The organism is Pseudomonas sp. AGC41 (genome assembly GCF_057334555.1).
Genome location: NZ_JBHFJB010000081.1, coordinates 147,934 through 162,712, shown reverse-complemented (window position 1 = coordinate 162,712; position 14,779 = coordinate 147,934). Strand labels below are relative to the sequence as shown.

Annotated in this window: 19 protein-coding genes; all 19 read right to left on the bottom strand. The window is 60.1% G+C overall.

The window, feature by feature from the left end:
* Positions 1 to 471 precede the first annotated feature (471 nt).
* The 19 genes from ACE04F_RS14475 to ACE04F_RS14385 all read right to left on the bottom strand — a co-directional run bounded on the left by ACE04F_RS14475 (position 472) and on the right by ACE04F_RS14385 (position 14,778).
* Positions 472 to 1,017, bottom strand: a complete 546-nt coding sequence (locus tag ACE04F_RS14475) for a lysis system i-spanin subunit Rz (protein ID WP_486107699.1) — start codon at positions 1,015 to 1,017, stop codon at positions 472 to 474.
* Positions 999 to 1,562 (bottom strand): glycoside hydrolase family 19 protein, encoded by a 564-nt coding sequence (locus tag ACE04F_RS14470; RefSeq protein WP_486107697.1) that lies wholly within the window; start codon positions 1,560 to 1,562, stop codon positions 999 to 1,001. Before ACE04F_RS14470 ends, ACE04F_RS14475 begins: the two co-directional genes overlap by 19 nt.
* 68 nt (positions 1,563 to 1,630) lie before the next feature.
* On the bottom strand, positions 1,631 to 2,677 hold the full coding sequence (locus ACE04F_RS14465; RefSeq protein WP_486107695.1) for a phage late control D family protein: 1,047 nt from the start codon (positions 2,675 to 2,677) through the stop codon (positions 1,631 to 1,633).
* 63 nt (positions 2,678 to 2,740) lie between these two features.
* Entirely contained in the window at positions 2,741 to 2,947 is a 207-nt protein-coding gene (locus tag ACE04F_RS14460) for a tail protein X (RefSeq protein WP_486107693.1), read from the bottom strand.
* Entirely contained in the window at positions 2,922 to 3,767 is an 846-nt protein-coding gene (locus ACE04F_RS14455) for a phage tail protein (protein WP_486107691.1), read from the bottom strand. The genes ACE04F_RS14460 and ACE04F_RS14455 overlap by 26 nt, the downstream gene beginning before the upstream one ends.
* A 9-nt stretch (positions 3,768 to 3,776) precedes the next feature.
* Entirely contained in the window at positions 3,777 to 6,350 is a 2,574-nt protein-coding gene (locus ACE04F_RS14450) for a phage tail tape measure protein (RefSeq protein WP_486107689.1), read from the bottom strand.
* Between the two features lie 99 nt (positions 6,351 to 6,449).
* The gene (locus ACE04F_RS14445) at positions 6,450 to 6,776 is read right to left on the bottom strand and encodes a phage tail assembly protein (RefSeq protein ID WP_460107450.1); all 327 of its coding nucleotides are present in this window, start codon (positions 6,774 to 6,776) and stop codon (positions 6,450 to 6,452) included.
* A gap of 71 nt (positions 6,777 to 6,847) precedes the next feature.
* A complete protein-coding gene (locus tag ACE04F_RS14440; protein ID WP_411386984.1) occupies positions 6,848 to 7,357 on the bottom strand; it encodes a phage major tail tube protein in 510 nt (169 codons plus the stop codon).
* Positions 7,358 to 7,369: 12 nt separating this feature from the next.
* Entirely contained in the window at positions 7,370 to 8,533 is a 1,164-nt protein-coding gene (locus ACE04F_RS14435; protein ID WP_486107686.1) for a phage tail sheath subtilisin-like domain-containing protein, read from the bottom strand.
* 87 nt (positions 8,534 to 8,620) lie between these two features.
* Positions 8,621 to 9,046, bottom strand: coding sequence for a phage tail assembly chaperone (locus ACE04F_RS14430; RefSeq protein ID WP_486107684.1), 426 nt, complete (start codon positions 9,044 to 9,046; stop codon positions 8,621 to 8,623).
* 10 nt (positions 9,047 to 9,056) lie between these two features.
* A complete protein-coding gene (locus ACE04F_RS14425; protein WP_486107682.1) occupies positions 9,057 to 10,610 on the bottom strand; it encodes a phage tail protein in 1,554 nt (517 codons plus the stop codon).
* Positions 10,603 to 11,214, bottom strand: a complete 612-nt coding sequence (locus ACE04F_RS14420; RefSeq protein WP_486107680.1) for a phage tail protein I — start codon at positions 11,212 to 11,214, stop codon at positions 10,603 to 10,605. Before ACE04F_RS14420 ends, ACE04F_RS14425 begins: the two co-directional genes overlap by 8 nt.
* Positions 11,214 to 12,095 (bottom strand): baseplate assembly protein, encoded by an 882-nt coding sequence (locus tag ACE04F_RS14415; protein ID WP_486107678.1) that lies wholly within the window; start codon positions 12,093 to 12,095, stop codon positions 11,214 to 11,216. Before ACE04F_RS14415 ends, ACE04F_RS14420 begins: the two co-directional genes overlap by 1 nt.
* Positions 12,092 to 12,418 carry a GPW/gp25 family protein gene (locus tag ACE04F_RS14410; RefSeq protein ID WP_198724298.1) on the bottom strand — a complete coding sequence of 109 codons (327 nt, stop codon included), beginning with the start codon at positions 12,416 to 12,418 and terminating at the stop codon, positions 12,092 to 12,094. The genes ACE04F_RS14415 and ACE04F_RS14410 overlap by 4 nt, the downstream gene beginning before the upstream one ends.
* 5 nt (positions 12,419 to 12,423) lie before the next feature.
* Positions 12,424 to 12,672: a hypothetical protein gene (locus ACE04F_RS14405; protein WP_486107676.1), complete on the bottom strand. Its 249-nt coding sequence runs from the start codon at positions 12,670 to 12,672 to the stop codon at positions 12,424 to 12,426.
* A gap of 58 nt (positions 12,673 to 12,730) precedes the next feature.
* Positions 12,731 to 13,291 carry a phage baseplate assembly protein V gene (locus ACE04F_RS14400; protein ID WP_486107674.1) on the bottom strand — a complete coding sequence of 187 codons (561 nt, stop codon included), beginning with the start codon at positions 13,289 to 13,291 and terminating at the stop codon, positions 12,731 to 12,733.
* On the bottom strand, positions 13,288 to 13,812 hold the full coding sequence (locus tag ACE04F_RS14395; protein WP_486107672.1) for a hypothetical protein: 525 nt from the start codon (positions 13,810 to 13,812) through the stop codon (positions 13,288 to 13,290). The genes ACE04F_RS14400 and ACE04F_RS14395 overlap by 4 nt, the downstream gene beginning before the upstream one ends.
* On the bottom strand, positions 13,805 to 14,467 hold the full coding sequence (locus ACE04F_RS14390) for a hypothetical protein (protein WP_486107670.1): 663 nt from the start codon (positions 14,465 to 14,467) through the stop codon (positions 13,805 to 13,807). The genes ACE04F_RS14395 and ACE04F_RS14390 overlap by 8 nt, the downstream gene beginning before the upstream one ends.
* Positions 14,464 to 14,778 (bottom strand): head-tail joining protein, encoded by a 315-nt coding sequence (locus ACE04F_RS14385; RefSeq protein WP_486107668.1) that lies wholly within the window; start codon positions 14,776 to 14,778, stop codon positions 14,464 to 14,466. Before ACE04F_RS14385 ends, ACE04F_RS14390 begins: the two co-directional genes overlap by 4 nt.
* Position 14,779: the final 1 nt, after the last annotated feature.

Genomic DNA, 14,779 nt, shown 5'->3' with positions numbered 1-14,779 from the left:
CCGGCCGGGTCGCTCCTTTTCACTTCGGTGTCGAAACTTCTTTGGCGCAGGCCTGCCAGGCCGTCGCGAAGGCAATAGCCCCCTATAATTCGAATTGGTGATGCGCATATTTTTGCCTGCCCAGGGGGTTCTCATTGAGGTCCTACAGCAGGAGATGCACTGGATTTAAGGATAGGCCCGAGAGCCAAGGCGACAACCATCCGTCTAATAGCACTACGAACTTCAGCTTTTCAGTTCACTGTGGATTTTTAGAAGGGTGAAAAAATGAAAAGCGAGGAACGATTACGTGCCAAAGTGCTGCAGCACTTTGAGGCAGAGACAAACCGGATTTTGCTAGGGCAATGGAATCCGGAAAAAACTTATGATGAGTTGATCAAAACTTTAAACGGATATGTACTGAGCAAAATCATCACTGAGCCTGAAGCTCAAAGCATACGATTTTTTGCAAAAATCGCTCTTATTAACAGCTCATCAATGATCCCCCTGCGTGGCCTCGCGGATATACGCTTGGCATGCGGTTAGTTTGATCAATCCGCGATCTCCTTCACTCGTGATTCTGATAATTCGTTGAGCATGCGCCGGGTCAAGTCGGGCACGTGTGGCTCCATGAACCACGCCGCCGGCGCTGGTGGTGGCTGGCACCGCACAGCCGTTGGCGGTATCGGTGGCGTCGAGTAGGACTGACAGCCGGACATCAGCAGTAGCGAGGCGATCACGCAGGCGATCCTGATCACGTTGGGCATCGGTTAGGGCTCGATAGTGGGTTTGGTCTTTGGCGGCCAGCCGCTGCTCCAGAGCCAGGCGCTTATCATGCTCGGTACGCTGCAGCGCGGCCGAGGCCAGGGTGATTTGGTTGAGGGTTTCGGTGTGGAGCCGGGCTTGTTTTTCGAACTGCTGACCGTATCGCCAGCCCTGGACCGTCCAGGCGATGACCGCCGAGGCGGCGACCAGAGCGAACAACAGAAGCCCGGCGGCTAGCACGCGGTATTGCAGCGGGATCAGGTCGACGAGACGCATAGCACCGCCCTCGCCCGCTCCCAAAGCTGCAGGCGATCCTGCAGGCCATTGAGCCCGCCATTGATTCTCCGGGTGATCATTTCGAACTCACCCCGATCAGCCAACACGTTCAGTTCCCTGACCCACCAGAACCATGCAGCCGACTCGGCCGCCCATTGGGGTAGCTCCAGCAATTCGGGCGTGCGCAACAGGCGCTCGTCGCCGAACAGTGCCAAGCTGCAGCGCAGGTAGTTGCGGGCACCGGTAACCTGGATTAAGCCGCGACCGCGATAACGCTGGCCGTCTCCGTCGGGCTCCGGGGTGTTGCCGAGTTTCGCAGCCAGCGAACCGGTGTCGTATTTGCTGAGGTACTGATCGCCGCCCAGCTCTCGCACGTACTGCAGTTGGCCGGACTCATGCCCAACCTGGGCCAGGAATGCCGCCTGCCGCTTGGGCGTGTCGATTTGTCGGTGGGCCATGGCGGCGTTCAGGGCCGATACAAAAACGCCCGCTTGGCGGCGGGCGTTGGGCATGATCCGTTGTAGTTGCTGCTCGGTGATTGACATGGGGGCTCCAAAAAAAAGCCCGCTCGATGGCGGGTTGCGGTTGTGTTTGAGGGTGGTGCTGGGCGCGCCTAAAGCTGGACGACCTTGACCGGCTTGGCTTCCTTCTTCTTTTTCTTACCTTTGGCATCGGCCTTGCCCTTCTTGCCGCCGTTGCACTCGACGGTGGTGGTCCAGCCACTGGAGGTAAATAGTTGCTCAACCGCCTCAGCCAGGTATTCACCATCAAGCCCGGGCTTGATCCCCTGGACAATGATGGACCGTTCGGCAAACACATCGGTACGCCCGGCCATTTCCAGACGAACCCCGGCGCTGCTGCGATTGAACGCGGCCAAGCGCGCCTTGGCGGCCTGCTCGGCGGCTGACTTGTTGGGGTAGATGTGCCGGTCGGTATGGACCGCTGGCAGTCCGTTCGGCAGGTCATCGTTATCCAGCACGACCACCTTCAGGGCTCCGGATTTTTTGTCCTGGTGCTTGGTGCGTACCGCCTTTTGCGTATTGCGGTCGCCGAGACGGAATTGATAGCGACTCAGATCCGAGCGCTTCAAAACCACAGGGCTCAGATTCTTGCCGCTGGCGGTCTGGCCGCCCTGCCGAGGCATGACCAATAGCTTGCCGTCGGCCAGCTTGGCCGTGCAGTCATATTGTTTAGCAAGGCGGGTGATGAAGTTGTAATCCGACTCGTTGAGCTGGTCGACTCGCGGCACTTTTGTTTGCACAGGGCACACCGGCTGCCATCCATTGCGGGCTGCCACGTCGCGGACAATCTGCTGCAGAGGCACATTTTCCCAAGACCCGCTGCGCACGGTCTTGCCGCTGCCGCGCATGTCACTGGCTTTACCCCGGATCACCAACGTATCAGGCGGCCCCGACAACTCGATCTCGTCGACGGTGTAGCGCCCCAGACGGGTCAGGGCCTGACCGGTATATCCCAGATAAACCTCGATACCCGCCCCCCGCGTGGGCAGCGCAACCGCTTGATCACGATCATCGATCCGCAACTCGAAGTCATCCGAATCCATGCCCGGCTTGTCCGAGGTGCGCAGGCTCAATAACCGGTCATTGATCAACGCGGTGATGTCTTTGCCGTCCGCAACGATGCGATAGGTCGGCTTCATGGTGATACTCCAGAAAAGAGAAACCCCGCACGGGGCGGGGCTGGTGACTTGCGACGGTGCTGGTTAATCCCACAACTGAACGTCCTCCAGCGTCTGCGCTGGCAGATCCGGCAGCAGGATGATCACCCCAGCGCGAAACGGTTGAGGCTCATCGGCCAGGCCTTGATTGGCGGCAAGCACGGCCTCCACCGCGCCATTCAGATGGCCGTAGTAGTGATGACAGACGGTGTCCAGCAGATCTCCGTCAGACGTTCTGCAGGTCGTTGCCATAGCTCACAAACTCCAGTGAAAAGGATTGCTTACGCGGAATGCCACCGGCGAGCAGGTTGCTTTGATCTTCCTCGATGTTGAGCAGGCACCAGGTGCCGAGCACTTCGCCGTAGCCGGTGGTCAGGTTCACCGGCTGCAGACGTCGCCCGATGGTGCGCAGAGTGTCCAGCTGTTTGAGCCCACCTTTGAAGCCCGGAAAAATCACGCCCTTGAGGCTGATCTTGTCCTCTCCCTGGCCGACCGCCTGCTGGGCGATGCTGCGTGTAAGACGTTCCTGGCCTGCCCAACGAAACGACGTCTGCCGACGTAGCTCTTCGAATGCCGCCGTATCCAGGTTGAAGTAGTACGGCTGCGCGTTCGGCTCCAGGGGCTGCATGATCAGCAAGTGCGGGAACGGCTTCACTGCCTCGGCCGCAGGGGTCAGCTCTGGAGCAAATGAGCCCGTGGGCATGATATTGCTCAGTGATGGACTCACCTGGCCGGCGATGCGATTAATCGCTGCACCCGCCTTGCCGGCCTGCTCCTTGAGCGAACCCAGCCGCTCTTGGACTTGGCCGGCTGCGGTGACGGCTTGGTTGTACTTCGCCGCCACCTGGCCCACGGCGGACTGCGCCGCGTTGATTGCCCGCATGGTCCGTTGCATCTTGGCGCCGATGGCAGGCCCAATGAAGGGCACCCCCTCCAGCTCCGAGGCAGCACCCGTCATGTCGCTGATTGCACCATTGAGCGGGCCCAGCATGCCGTCGAGACTGGTACGGCCAGCCTCCCCCGCTGCAAGCAGTGATTTGAACACCGATTGCAGTTGCTCCATGTAGGCCATGGCACCTCCTTAGACGTGGGGGGCATCGAACAACTGGCTCGACGACTGTCGAGCGAGCGTCTCCCGAGAGAAAGCCTCCATGAGCTGACGCAAATGCGGCTCCAGCTCCCGAGCCAGTTGCGCAGGATCTTTAACGTCGCCCTGAACGGTGATGGAGACATTCGGCGCGAAGCTGAAAGCCTGATCAACCTTGGGCGGCACGGGCGGTGTAGGTTCAGTTGGCTTGGCGACCTCGGGAGGCTTGGCCTCTTCCGCCTTGGCCTCACTGCCAAACCAGGACTTACCCAAGAAGCTGCCGATGCTTTCCCCACCCAAGCCGCCCAACGCGGCACCGATTGCGCCGCCAATGGCGGTACCGATGATCGGCACCACCGAACCGATAGCGGCACCTGCTGCACCGCCGGCCAGGGCGCCCGCGAAACCACCCGCAGCACCGCCGTATCCCTCGGCTTTTTCGTCTTGGGTCTTGGCGTTAAGCGCGGTATCGATAACTCCCACCCCGGCATCCAAGACCGAACCGCCGGGGAGACGCTTGGTGGCTCGGGTGACGCCCCTGATCGACTGAACCGCACGGCCGAGCGAGCCATCGGGCACCGCCTCCGCCGCAGTGGCAATATGCGCAGCAGCCAACAGGCCAACCTTTGGCATCATAGAAACGGCGGCAGGAGCCGATACGGACGGGATACTCGACGCCCGGCCGGGCAATCGGCGACGTGGGAGGGTTCCGATGCCGGAACGGCGACCACGCCGCCCACGCTGACGTCTGCCTGCACCGTCGGGGCCTGAGCTTGGACCAGAGCCTGCTCGGCCTATCGCATCAGCGTTGACGACGAACACACGTTGCGGCTCAGTGCTCAGCCCCCCACCGGAATCATTGCCCGCCCCCATCAGCTTACCGAGTACGAGGCCCTTATCCACCGTCTTGATACCGGTTTTCGGAGCTTTGGCAGCAGCATCACCAAGAGCACCCACGCCTCGTTCCATCGCCCGGCCACGCGAGATGTTGTACAGCCCCTTGCCAATTTTCACCGCGCTGGCAGCCGTCTTGAGGGCCAACAAGCCAGCGGTGATGCCAGCAATGCCAAGCACCACCGGTTGCGAGCCATCCGACAGCTTGGTCAGCCCACGCACAATTGAGGTCAGGCCCTGGGCGACCGCGTCGGTCGCCGGGCGGATGGCGTCCCCCACGCTGCGCATGCCATCGCTAACCGCCTGGCCCAGCTCGTCCCACATCTGTTTCGACGTTTCGCGCCGCTCGGCCAGGTTCTTATCGAGGATCCCGCCAGAGGACTGCGAATCCTTTTTCAACTGCTCGTACAGCGACTTGTTTTGCGAGTAGGCCGTGAGCGCCGCCTTGACCTGCATGTCTGCGAACAGGTCACCGGTACGCAGGGATTTCTCCAACGCATCGAGCGCCGCCTTGGCCTTCTCCGGATCTGTCTCCTTGCTGATCTTGGCCTGGGCCTCGGCCATCTTCGCCGCTTTCGCCGGGTCGGTGGCCTGAATGTATTTCATCGCCAGGGCGAAGCTGGATTCCAGGGTCGACATGCCCTTCTGAATCCCAGTGTTCAAGGAGCCTTGATAGTCGATGCCGGCGTCCTTGTACGCCTTGACCACATCGCCCGAGCCGATTTTCTCCATCCAGTTTTTGAGGTTGTTAGCCGCCTCGTCCGAGCCGCCGGCCGTTTTCATCTGGACTTGAAGCATCGCGCCCAAGGAGCTGACCGCTTCCATGCCGGTGCTGCCGTTCTTCTCCATGCTTGCCAACAGTTGAGGAAACCACCGGGCCATGTCGCTGGCCTCGAAGCTCCCCGCCTGTCCCTGATAGGCGATGGCCTCCAGGGCCTGCTGCATCACCTTGGGGTCGTTGATCTTGGCGTTCTGCTGCAGCGCCATGATCATGCTGGCCGTGTCGACGCCGGACGCGCCCTGGCCGATGGCAAATTTCGCCGCCGTCGGCGCGTAAGCCATGGCCTGCTTGAGGTCCATGCCGGCACCGACCAACTGATTTACCAGGTCCGCCACGTCGTTACGGGCCATGCCCGTATCGCGAGAGGTCTGGATTACGGTCTGGCTAAGCTGTGTTTCTTGCGGCCTGTTGACCACATCCGCCTTGATCGCGATGTCGCGGATGATCGCCTGATAATCCGCGCTGATCTTGGTCGGAATCGCTGCAAGGCCGGTGGCGACAACGCCTTGACCAATGCTTGACGTGAGCCCTTTCTTGCCGGCATCGAGCTGCTGGTGACCTTTAAGTTGCAGATCGGCGGCTTTGGCTGCACGGCCGAGGCGCTGGTACTCTTGCCCCAGCCTGCCCACCTCCACGCCCTGCTTGCGCAGGGCATCAAGGTTGCCGTTGAGTTTGCGCAACAGGCCATCCGCCGAAGCAGCACCGCTGTCGTGCGACCGCTTCCATTCATCGCGCAGGCGGATGGTTTCGCCAATGGTGCTCTTGAGCACCTTGGCCTTGCTGCCTTTTTCCTCCAGCTTTTTGATGTGGCCATCAACCGTGCGGAAGGCAGACGCCATCGTCGAACTGACGGCGCCGCCAATCACCAGCGATAACGCCAGTTTGCTAGCCATCGTCTACCCCTTGTTCAGTCTGAGAGCCACCAGACCATGTCGGAGAACGGCATGGCTATGATTTCAGCGGCGGAAAAGTTCAGCTCGGTGGCTAAGCGCTTAGCGAGTTGTTTTTGCACTTTCTGGTCGAAGCTCATCATCTTGCACCAGGCGAAAATAGCCGGCCTGCAAGCGATTGAGGTCTTTCACAAGTAGACCGTCTAAATCCTTGGTTCCGATCTCAGCCAGCGAGGTATACAGGTACTCATCCTGTTTCTCCTCGTCGGAGGGGAACGCCTCCCGAGCGTTGCGAAGGTCGCGCACAGTCGGGGCTCGCAAACTCAATGTATCGACGCGTACCCCGTTGGCTTCGCTTGGTACGCTCAGCTTCACAGTCACGCGGTCAGCCGTCAGGGTCATCCAGCTTGGGATTTTGGTGTCGCTCATAGTGTTATGTCCTTGAAGTAGGCAGGAGGACGCCGCCCAGGCGAGGCACTGGGCGAACGGACAGAAGGAAATTAGAGGCCCAAAGCGGAACGCTGGGCGGCGAGTTGGTCAACGCCGTTGATCACTCGGCGCATGCCGATGGGGTCGATCTCGTAGACGGTTCGGCCGTCCACTTCGAGCTTGTAGTACGTCAGCCCGATGGAGTGCTTGATCTCGGCCTTATCGCCCGGCTTCCAGTCGCCCATGTCGACTTCTTTCAACGTGCCGCGCAGGGTGACGATGACCGGCGTGACTTTGCCCTTGAGCCCTTTATAGGCCCCTCGGAACGTACCGTTGAACGCCGTGCCGTCGGCCAAGCCGAAGAACTTCAACGACTCACGGCGTACGCCAGTGGTAGTAAAGTTCGCTTCCTGTTTTTCCATGCCCATGTCCAGCTCGACCGGCGCATCCATGCCGCCGCCGCGATGCTCTTCCATCTTGAGCGTGAGCTTGGGAAGCGTCAGGCTCGGCACATCGCCCTGGAAGCTGACGCCGTCGACGAACAGGTTCAGGTTCGCCAGGGTTTCGGGAATCATTGCCATTGAGGTCGCTCCTTAAGCGGCGGTGTCGAGCACTTCGGTCAGCCATTGATTGGTGACCTCTACGCGGAAGTTGGGGTTCTCTGCCGGCGGAACGTCGGTGAAGCGGATGTTCCAGTACACCTTGCCCTGCTCCAGCTGGCTGGCCGTGTTCAGCTCCGGGTCCGCGAATACCTCGAAGTTGATGATTGCGCCTTGGGCTTTCAGGTCGCGCATAAAGGCTTGCAGCCCTTCGGTCACGTCCTTGATGTAAGTCGCGGTGATGGAGCGGTCGACCGCCCATTTGTGGCCGTAGAGGATCGCGTCCATGACGATGTCCATCGTCCGTACGCGAGTGACGAACGCCCACTTCGGATCGCTCGACAACGTGCGGTTGCCCCACAGGCGGAAGCCGTCATCACGGATGATCGTGGTGATGTTGGCGTTGTTGAGCAGGTTGGCTCGGCAGGTTTCGTCACCGTCCAGAAACTCAATCGGGCGAGAGGTGCCGGTGATACCGACGAACTCTTTGTTCGAAGGCGAAGCCCAAAAGCCGTATTCGCTGTCGGTCCAGGCAAACAAGCCAGCCACCCAGGCAGAGCCCGGCGCGTCAACCGTGGCGTCCGCCGTCGTGTCCCAATACTGCACACCCGGATCAACCAGGTACGCCCGCTTGGCGCCAAAGTTCTCGGCGTAGGCCATCACCGCCTCGTCGGTGGTGTTCGGACCGTCGAGGATGGCGAGCCCTCGCAACTTGTCGGCCAGCGCGACTAGCGCAGTACCGACAGCCTGTGTCGCACTGTGCTTGGGAGTCACCAACAGCCGCGGCTGGGCGTTGAACCGGCTTTTGCCGTCCAGCAGCGCTTGCAGGCCGGTGCGCTTTCCGTTGGCCTGTACGCCGCCGATGATCGCCGAGGTTTGTTCGGCTGGACTCTCCAGCTTGGCCACACCGCAGGCCACAATCACGGCCTTGGCTCGCGTGTAGATAGCTTGGCAGGCTTTGGTCATTGCCGAGTCAGGACCGAAGGCGGCCACCGCTTCGCGCTCATTGGTGATCATCACCAGGTCATTGGGCTGTGCGCTGTAGGCCGGCGCCGGCACGAAGGTATCGACCAGTCCGATAATCGACGACGACGGCAACGCAATGACACGAGCACCGGTATCAACGTTCGTGACGGTCACGCCATGAAAGAAACTCATAGATTCTCCAGGTACGGAAAGGCCCCGCAGTGCGAGGTCTTGTTTGTGGTGAAGCGGAAAAGAAAACGCCCCGTCAGCGCGGGGCGTTTATTGGAATTGCTGATTTAGCCAAGCAGGGGCAATGGGCCGATGCTCCGCCAAGGGAAATTCGCCGGACTCCGGCCAGTTGCGCAGTTTTTGACGATAGGCTTGCAGTTCGCTGTATTGCAGCGGGGTCAGGCTGGTGGTGCCCCCGGCCTCCAGCTCATCGCGATGTCGCGATACAACCCCATCAGTTGCAAGCAGGCGCTCATCGCGCCATCGCCTTTCAATTCCTGCAAGAACATCAAATGTTGGCGGTGGTGGATCGATTAGTTCCGGTCCACTGTCCGGGCTGAAATCAATGACCTTGCCTGCGGACTGTCCCGCAAGCAGCTCCGCGTGACGTTCCGCAGTAATTTCAATAGCGTCACGAGGCATCGACAAGTGTATCGACGCGTCGTAAAACCCCTGCGCACTTTTAGAAGCGAACATAAATATCTCCTTAGTAGCCGACGGCCAGCCATGCGCATGATGAAACTACAGCTGCTAGAAAAGAGGCGGAGCCCTTATTTAGAGCTCCGATGTTATGGCCGGTGAACCCCGTTTGTCCGTTAAGGGTAAAGGTCCAGATGGAGACGTTCGGAGCGCCTCCGTTATCTTGGCTACCGATCCACGCGCAACGGTTTGGGAATGCAATGGGAAATGTTGCGGTTACGGCAGAGGTGGTCGGCGCCGTCCACCCCCACTGCAATACCAGGCCGCTGGGAAGTTTCTGATAGCCATTCATGCCAAACAAAGCGCCGAACTCAGCAGTCAGGCCGAGACCACCAGACACCAGTCCAATCCAGAGCGTCTCGGTAATGGCCACGAAGGTAATGGACTGGCCTTCAACCATCTTCACGGTGTTATTTGCTAGTCCAACAGTTAACGATGCACCCGGTACCGCCGCCACGGTGCAAGAAGTTCTTCCCCCCATCACAATCGTGATTGCTCCACCTGAAGGAATACCAGCCACCGCAGGCACGGGTAACAAAATTGCGGCCCCTTCAGCGGGCTGATACAGACCTCCCATATGCGCGGCGGTAACGACACCGGCGGGCAAGTTGCCATAAATTTTGTAATTTCCCAATGCTCTCTGGACGAACTCGGTAGTGGCTAGCAGCCGTGAGTTATCGAATTGTGTAGGGGTGTTAGCCGTAGGGTTGATCAGGGCAGGGGCATTAATCGCCGCAAACCCTTGGGTGACGTTTTGGAACGTGAGGGGCGTGGTTCCAAGAGTGATCGTTCCGTCAGTGATTAACTGCCACCGAGTATCGGCAAGGGTTGCGCCTTGCTCGACCGACAGTATCAGCGCGGAAGTTACTTCAGTACCGCTATCAGCATCTGCCGCACGCTGCCAAGCCGCTATGCCGGCTATGTAAATGCCGTTTTCCTTTGAGACTGCCTGATTCTTCACCAACACTCGATCCCCAGCGAGCAGGCTAACGCCGTCAATCGTCTGAAGCCCGGCTAGCTCAATATTAGCCGTAGTCGCCGCACGCACCGACTGCTTGTTATCGAGCTTGTACAACTCTTCTAGGATCTTCGTATCGACATATTCGCGGGTGGCAAGCACCACGGATGGATCAATCTTCAATTGAATGTTCGAAGTGCCGTTGGTGATGATGTGCATCCGCACCACCTGATTGCGGCCAGAGTTTTGCTCGAGCAGCGGCTTGTAGCTGGGCGCCACGTTAGAAACAGCGCAGAACACGCCGTCTTTGTCTTCCAGCGCCAGCTCGCGAATCCACCAGCCGCCCACATCGGGTGGCAATACCAGCTCCGCGATCAGAACATTGGCATCCTTTTCTGATACCCGGAGTTGATTGAGCTGGGCTCGATAAACCTGATTGATCAGTCTGGTTTGCGACGGACTTGGCACCGGATCGGTGCCGTTCGCATCCCCGATCAGCATGTATTTAGGCTCCCAGGGAATTCCCAAGGCGTCGCAATTGGTTTTCTTGTTGGCACCTAATGTGGTCAGCATGCCGCCAAAAATGGTGTTCTTATCAACCATAAGGGTAGGTATCCAATTCATCGATTATGTAATGGCCAATGCCGCTGTACTCCTGTACCTCGACATCGATATCGGGATTGCTCCAGGGATAAACGTCAATCTCATCGCCGTCATAAACGGTGAACCCCACAAAAGCGTCGAGGCGAGCCTCCAAAACGATGTCCAGACCCGATAGGTGGCGGCTCACCGGCCGGGCGTCATCGATCAGCCATGTCAGTTCTCGATAGGTTTCTTCGCTGATACCTTCGTCAGAAATGCCGATTTTCAAGGCGAACGTTCCCGGCACGCCCATGGGCTCGGTCTCGAACCACTCCGCTACCTCAATGAGGTAGCCGAACGGCTCCACCACACGACGCAGGGCGCCGATGGTGCCTTTATGGGCATGAACGTAGAACGAAGAACGGATCACCGAGCGCTTGACCTCTTCGGGCCACGCCTCGTCCCAACGATCTACCGACCATGCCCAGGCCAACTGGTAAAGCAGGTGCGCCGGGCAGGTGTCCGGGTTGTATAAAGTCCTGAGCGGCACGTCAGTGGTTTCGTCGATGGCCGCTTCGATAGCCCGTTCAAGCTGGGTGCTGTTGAGGGGAAGCAAACTTTTCATCAGCCACCCCGCGTGACGGTAAAGCCTGAACACCATGCCGCTTGCGCTTTGGTTGGCCGGATGTCTTCCCACCCAGGGATCTCGACACGAGCCACGCCGCTGACATGGGCTTGGGCATCGATGGCCGAACGAGCCACCTCTACCCCCAAACGACGCCGTGGATTGATCCAGCCTTGCAATCGCGCCCTACATTCGGCAAGCGCCGCTTCGGTTTCAGGACCGCTACCGGCCATGTGCACGATGGCATCGATTCGATAAGGCAGGATCTCGGCGCCCTGAACCGTCAGCCGGTCAGCAACCGGGCGCCGGTCATCATCGTTGAGGTAAGTGTCGACCTCGGCCAACAACTCTGGGCTGGCCGTGCCATCGCCTTCAAGCGACAACACGGTCACTACCACCTCGGCCGGCGCTGGGCTTTCGGCCGTGGCATCCGCGACCAATCCAGAGGCGTTGCGGGCATGCAGGATGTAGCTGTTTCGAGGTCCTGCAGTGGTCAGCCCCTCGTACCTCAGTTGCACACGCTCGCGCAGTGCGTCGTAACTCTCCAGCACCGCCGGCACCGGGGGCACGGCGGTTGAGTCTTCAGCCTGGATGACCAAACGCTGCAGGTTCACGTTGGCGGCCAACTGCTCCAGGTCCGCACCCGTGGCATGAGCCAGAAACAGCGCCTTGGCCGCGTCGTTGACCCTGGCTCGGTTCTGCATACGTCGATAGGCGCCCAGTTCCAGCAGCTTGGTCACCGGATCGCTCTCCAATAAGGCGGTCCAGTTGTCGCCCATGTACTCTCGAAAAATCGACAGCTGCCCCTGATACATTTCTTCAAAGTCCAGGCTTTCCAACACTTGCGGCGCCGGTAGCGCCGAAAGGTCGATAGTGCTCATACGTTCACCTCCAGCACTACGCCGTTGCCAATATAGGCGCCCGTCAGCTGCAGGATGATCTGGCCATCCATCACAGCGGTGACCCGCACGCGTTCCAACTTCAAGCGGGGCTCCCAACGCCCCAAAGCGCGGGCGACTTCAGCCTGCACCGCGCTTTTCCAGCCCTCATTCACCGGCAGGTCGACATAACGGCGCAGATGGCTGCCGTATTCCGGCCGCATGCGCCGGCTGCCGACCGGCGTGCTGAGAATGTCTTCCACGGACTGCCGCAGATGCGCCGAACCTGACAGCGGCTGCCCCGTGCGACGGTCCATTCCGATCATGGTGTTTACTCTGTCAGCGGTTGCAGATCCGGGTGGGCTTTCAGGAAGGCGTATTGCTCATCGCCGCACGCCGTCACCTGACCGGCAATCACCGGTACGGGCTGGCCGTTAGGCATGATCAGCGTGCGCGAGGTGTAGCGCGTGTCACGAAACACTCGCGCCGGGCCGATGGTGGTCTGCGGCTCAGATTGGGCGGGCTCAGGTAGCACCGCATCGGCGGTCGGCCGCTCCCCCTCAGTTCTTGCTTTGCTCATATCGACGCTCCAGGAATGAAAAAGCCCGCACGCGGCGGGCTGTAGATAGATGTCAGGCTCAGTGTTTGTGGTTCGGCGTGTTGCCGGTGGTGTCGATGATTTTGCCACCGCCGTTGATGTCGCCCGTGACGCGTAACGGGCCGTTGATCAGCACGTTACCGGCCAGGGTGATGTCTGCCGCCGAGGCGTTGATTGCGCCGTCCTCGACGACCACTTCGGTGCCTCCGACCTTGATGGTCACGGTGCCGCTTGGCACGGTGATGCTGTAAGTGCTGGCCTGCCAGTCGTAGACCAGCGAGCCACCGTCATCGAAGCGCCATACCTCAACGTGATCGCGGTTATCTGGCTGGCCTCCGGCGTTGCCATACAACCCAGGCACAAACGTGCCCTGCGCTGGCTCGCCGCTCGGGCTGATCAGCGCGCCCTGTTCACCCAGACTGGGCGACCGCCAGTGGCGGGCCTTGCCGGCGGCGATGCTGTGCCAGCGCACCCAGGCGCTGGTCCACTCCCCTCCGTCAGAAACGCGAACCATGCCGGCGGGCAAATCCACCCCAACTACGCTACAGGGGATGATCAGACCGGCAAGCATGCGGTCATGCTGCGCGCTCGCGTAGGTCATGCCATCTCCTCCGGAGGCAGGTAGCTGCCCTCGCTACCGGGACCAGTGTCAGAGCCGAAGCCCCAGAGGAGCGTGCCGGGCGGCTGGTTGGGCCAGGGCCATTCTTCCTCACCGAGGTAAATAGTTTGTGTCCATTCAACGACCCAGACCGCATAGCCGTCCAATTCGGGGCGGGTCCAGTCTTGGGCTGCCCGAACAAACTCGGCGGGCTCGACCTCCAGCCCCCATGTCTGGATACGCAACAGCACGGCCATTTGTGCGGCGGCGAATGCCGCTTTCTGTTGGCACTCGGCATCCTCACCGCCAACGATGAAGCGCACCTCCAAACGCGCAACCAGCGCCGTCTCCCCTGTTCCGGGATCTCGGCCGGGCTCCAGCTCGACCAACTCAATCACCGCAGCAGGCAAGTCAATATGATCGGCCATATAGGGCATGGTCCGCACGCAGGCCAATCCAGGGATCGCTTGGTCGATATGAGCCTCAACGGCCTGATACAAAAGCTCAAGACTGAAGTCAGACACGGGCCGATCCTCGCAAATACTTCTGCAGTTCAAAGTTCAGCTCCTGCTCCAGGATCTCAAGCAGGCGCTGGTGAGCCCGATTGGTCCAGGACTCGAAGTGCGGCCGGACGTCTTCCAGGGATATCTTGGCCTTGGCGAGCGGAAAGCGGCTATCGTTCTCCGAGACCCAGCCTGAGCTTGCCCCACCACCGCCAGACACCTCACTGTCGGGGTAGTCGCTAGCCTTGAAGTGCTTGCTCGCGGTTCGGATCCAGATATCGGGCCGACTGCCGTAGACCTTCTTGAAAAACGCTCCCCCATATCGACGGCCTGCTACTGAAACACCCGACCGTGATTGTCGAGGTCGACCCGCACGGCTGGCCTCAATCGCATTGATACCGAACCACAGCTTGCCCTGACCGTTTCCCGAAAGCGGATAGGCACGCAGGCGCTGCCGTACAGCAGACACCGCGATGCGCTCCTGCCGGCTTACGGTCCGGGCAATGTGAGTTCGCAGCCACCGTAGGGTTTTGTTAATGGCCCGACGCTGTGCAGCTAAGGAGGCCTTGGGGACCAACGCAGCGAAGTCAGCGAAAGCCTTCAAATCCGACCGATCAGCCTGCAGCGTGATCATGCCGCTGCTGGCTGACTGCTTGACGTAGCTGCCGACGCTCATGGGCATTTCCTCAGCACCAGAGTCACCAAGCCATCGCCGCCGGGCTCTGGCCTGACGACGAGATAGGTACCGCCGCCGTCATGTACCGGCAGGTCGACCACGACCTGCTGCCGCTCACTTACTCCCTCGGCGTCCGACACGCGGATGACTAGGTGCGGTTCGCGAAGGCCGGTGTTAATCCGGCCGAGTTTGGGTTGCAACCAGGGGGCGGAGAACATGCCCAGTACCCGGCGACCTTCGATCAGCACCGGATCGCCGAGGACGTCGAAAACCGTGTTGTCCAGGTCGCCTACCAGCTCGCGAAAGCTCACG

Coding starts and splice junctions, on each gene's coding strand:
- ACE04F_RS14465 (WP_486107695.1), bottom strand. CDS start 2,677: ATGAAGCCGACCTATCGCATCGTTGCGGACGGCAAAGACATCACCGCG.
- ACE04F_RS14450 (WP_486107689.1), bottom strand. CDS start 6,350: ATGGCTAGCAAACTGGCGTTATCGCTGGTGATTGGCGGCGCCGTCAGT.
- ACE04F_RS14460 (WP_486107693.1), bottom strand. CDS start 2,947: ATGGCAACGACCTGCAGAACGTCTGACGGAGATCTGCTGGACACCGTC.
- ACE04F_RS14420 (WP_486107680.1), bottom strand. CDS start 11,214: ATGAAAAGTTTGCTTCCCCTCAACAGCACCCAGCTTGAACGGGCTATC.
- ACE04F_RS14410 (WP_198724298.1), bottom strand. CDS start 12,418: ATGATCGGAATGGACCGTCGCACGGGGCAGCCGCTGTCAGGTTCGGCG.
- ACE04F_RS14415 (WP_486107678.1), bottom strand. CDS start 12,095: ATGAGCACTATCGACCTTTCGGCGCTACCGGCGCCGCAAGTGTTGGAA.
- ACE04F_RS14470 (WP_486107697.1), bottom strand. CDS start 1,562: ATGTCAATCACCGAGCAGCAACTACAACGGATCATGCCCAACGCCCGC.
- ACE04F_RS14425 (WP_486107682.1), bottom strand. CDS start 10,610: ATGGTTGATAAGAACACCATTTTTGGCGGCATGCTGACCACATTAGGT.
- ACE04F_RS14430 (WP_486107684.1), bottom strand. CDS start 9,046: ATGTTCGCTTCTAAAAGTGCGCAGGGGTTTTACGACGCGTCGATACAC.
- ACE04F_RS14435 (WP_486107686.1), bottom strand. CDS start 8,533: ATGAGTTTCTTTCATGGCGTGACCGTCACGAACGTTGATACCGGTGCT.
- ACE04F_RS14405 (WP_486107676.1), bottom strand. CDS start 12,672: ATGAGCAAAGCAAGAACTGAGGGGGAGCGGCCGACCGCCGATGCGGTG.
- ACE04F_RS14390 (WP_486107670.1), bottom strand. CDS start 14,467: ATGAGCGTCGGCAGCTACGTCAAGCAGTCAGCCAGCAGCGGCATGATC.
- ACE04F_RS14400 (WP_486107674.1), bottom strand. CDS start 13,291: ATGACCTACGCGAGCGCGCAGCATGACCGCATGCTTGCCGGTCTGATC.
- ACE04F_RS14445 (WP_460107450.1), bottom strand. CDS start 6,776: ATGAGCGACACCAAAATCCCAAGCTGGATGACCCTGACGGCTGACCGC.
- ACE04F_RS14475 (WP_486107699.1), bottom strand. CDS start 1,017: ATGCGTCTCGTCGACCTGATCCCGCTGCAATACCGCGTGCTAGCCGCC.
- ACE04F_RS14440 (WP_411386984.1), bottom strand. CDS start 7,357: ATGGCAATGATTCCCGAAACCCTGGCGAACCTGAACCTGTTCGTCGAC.
- ACE04F_RS14455 (WP_486107691.1), bottom strand. CDS start 3,767: ATGGCCTACATGGAGCAACTGCAATCGGTGTTCAAATCACTGCTTGCA.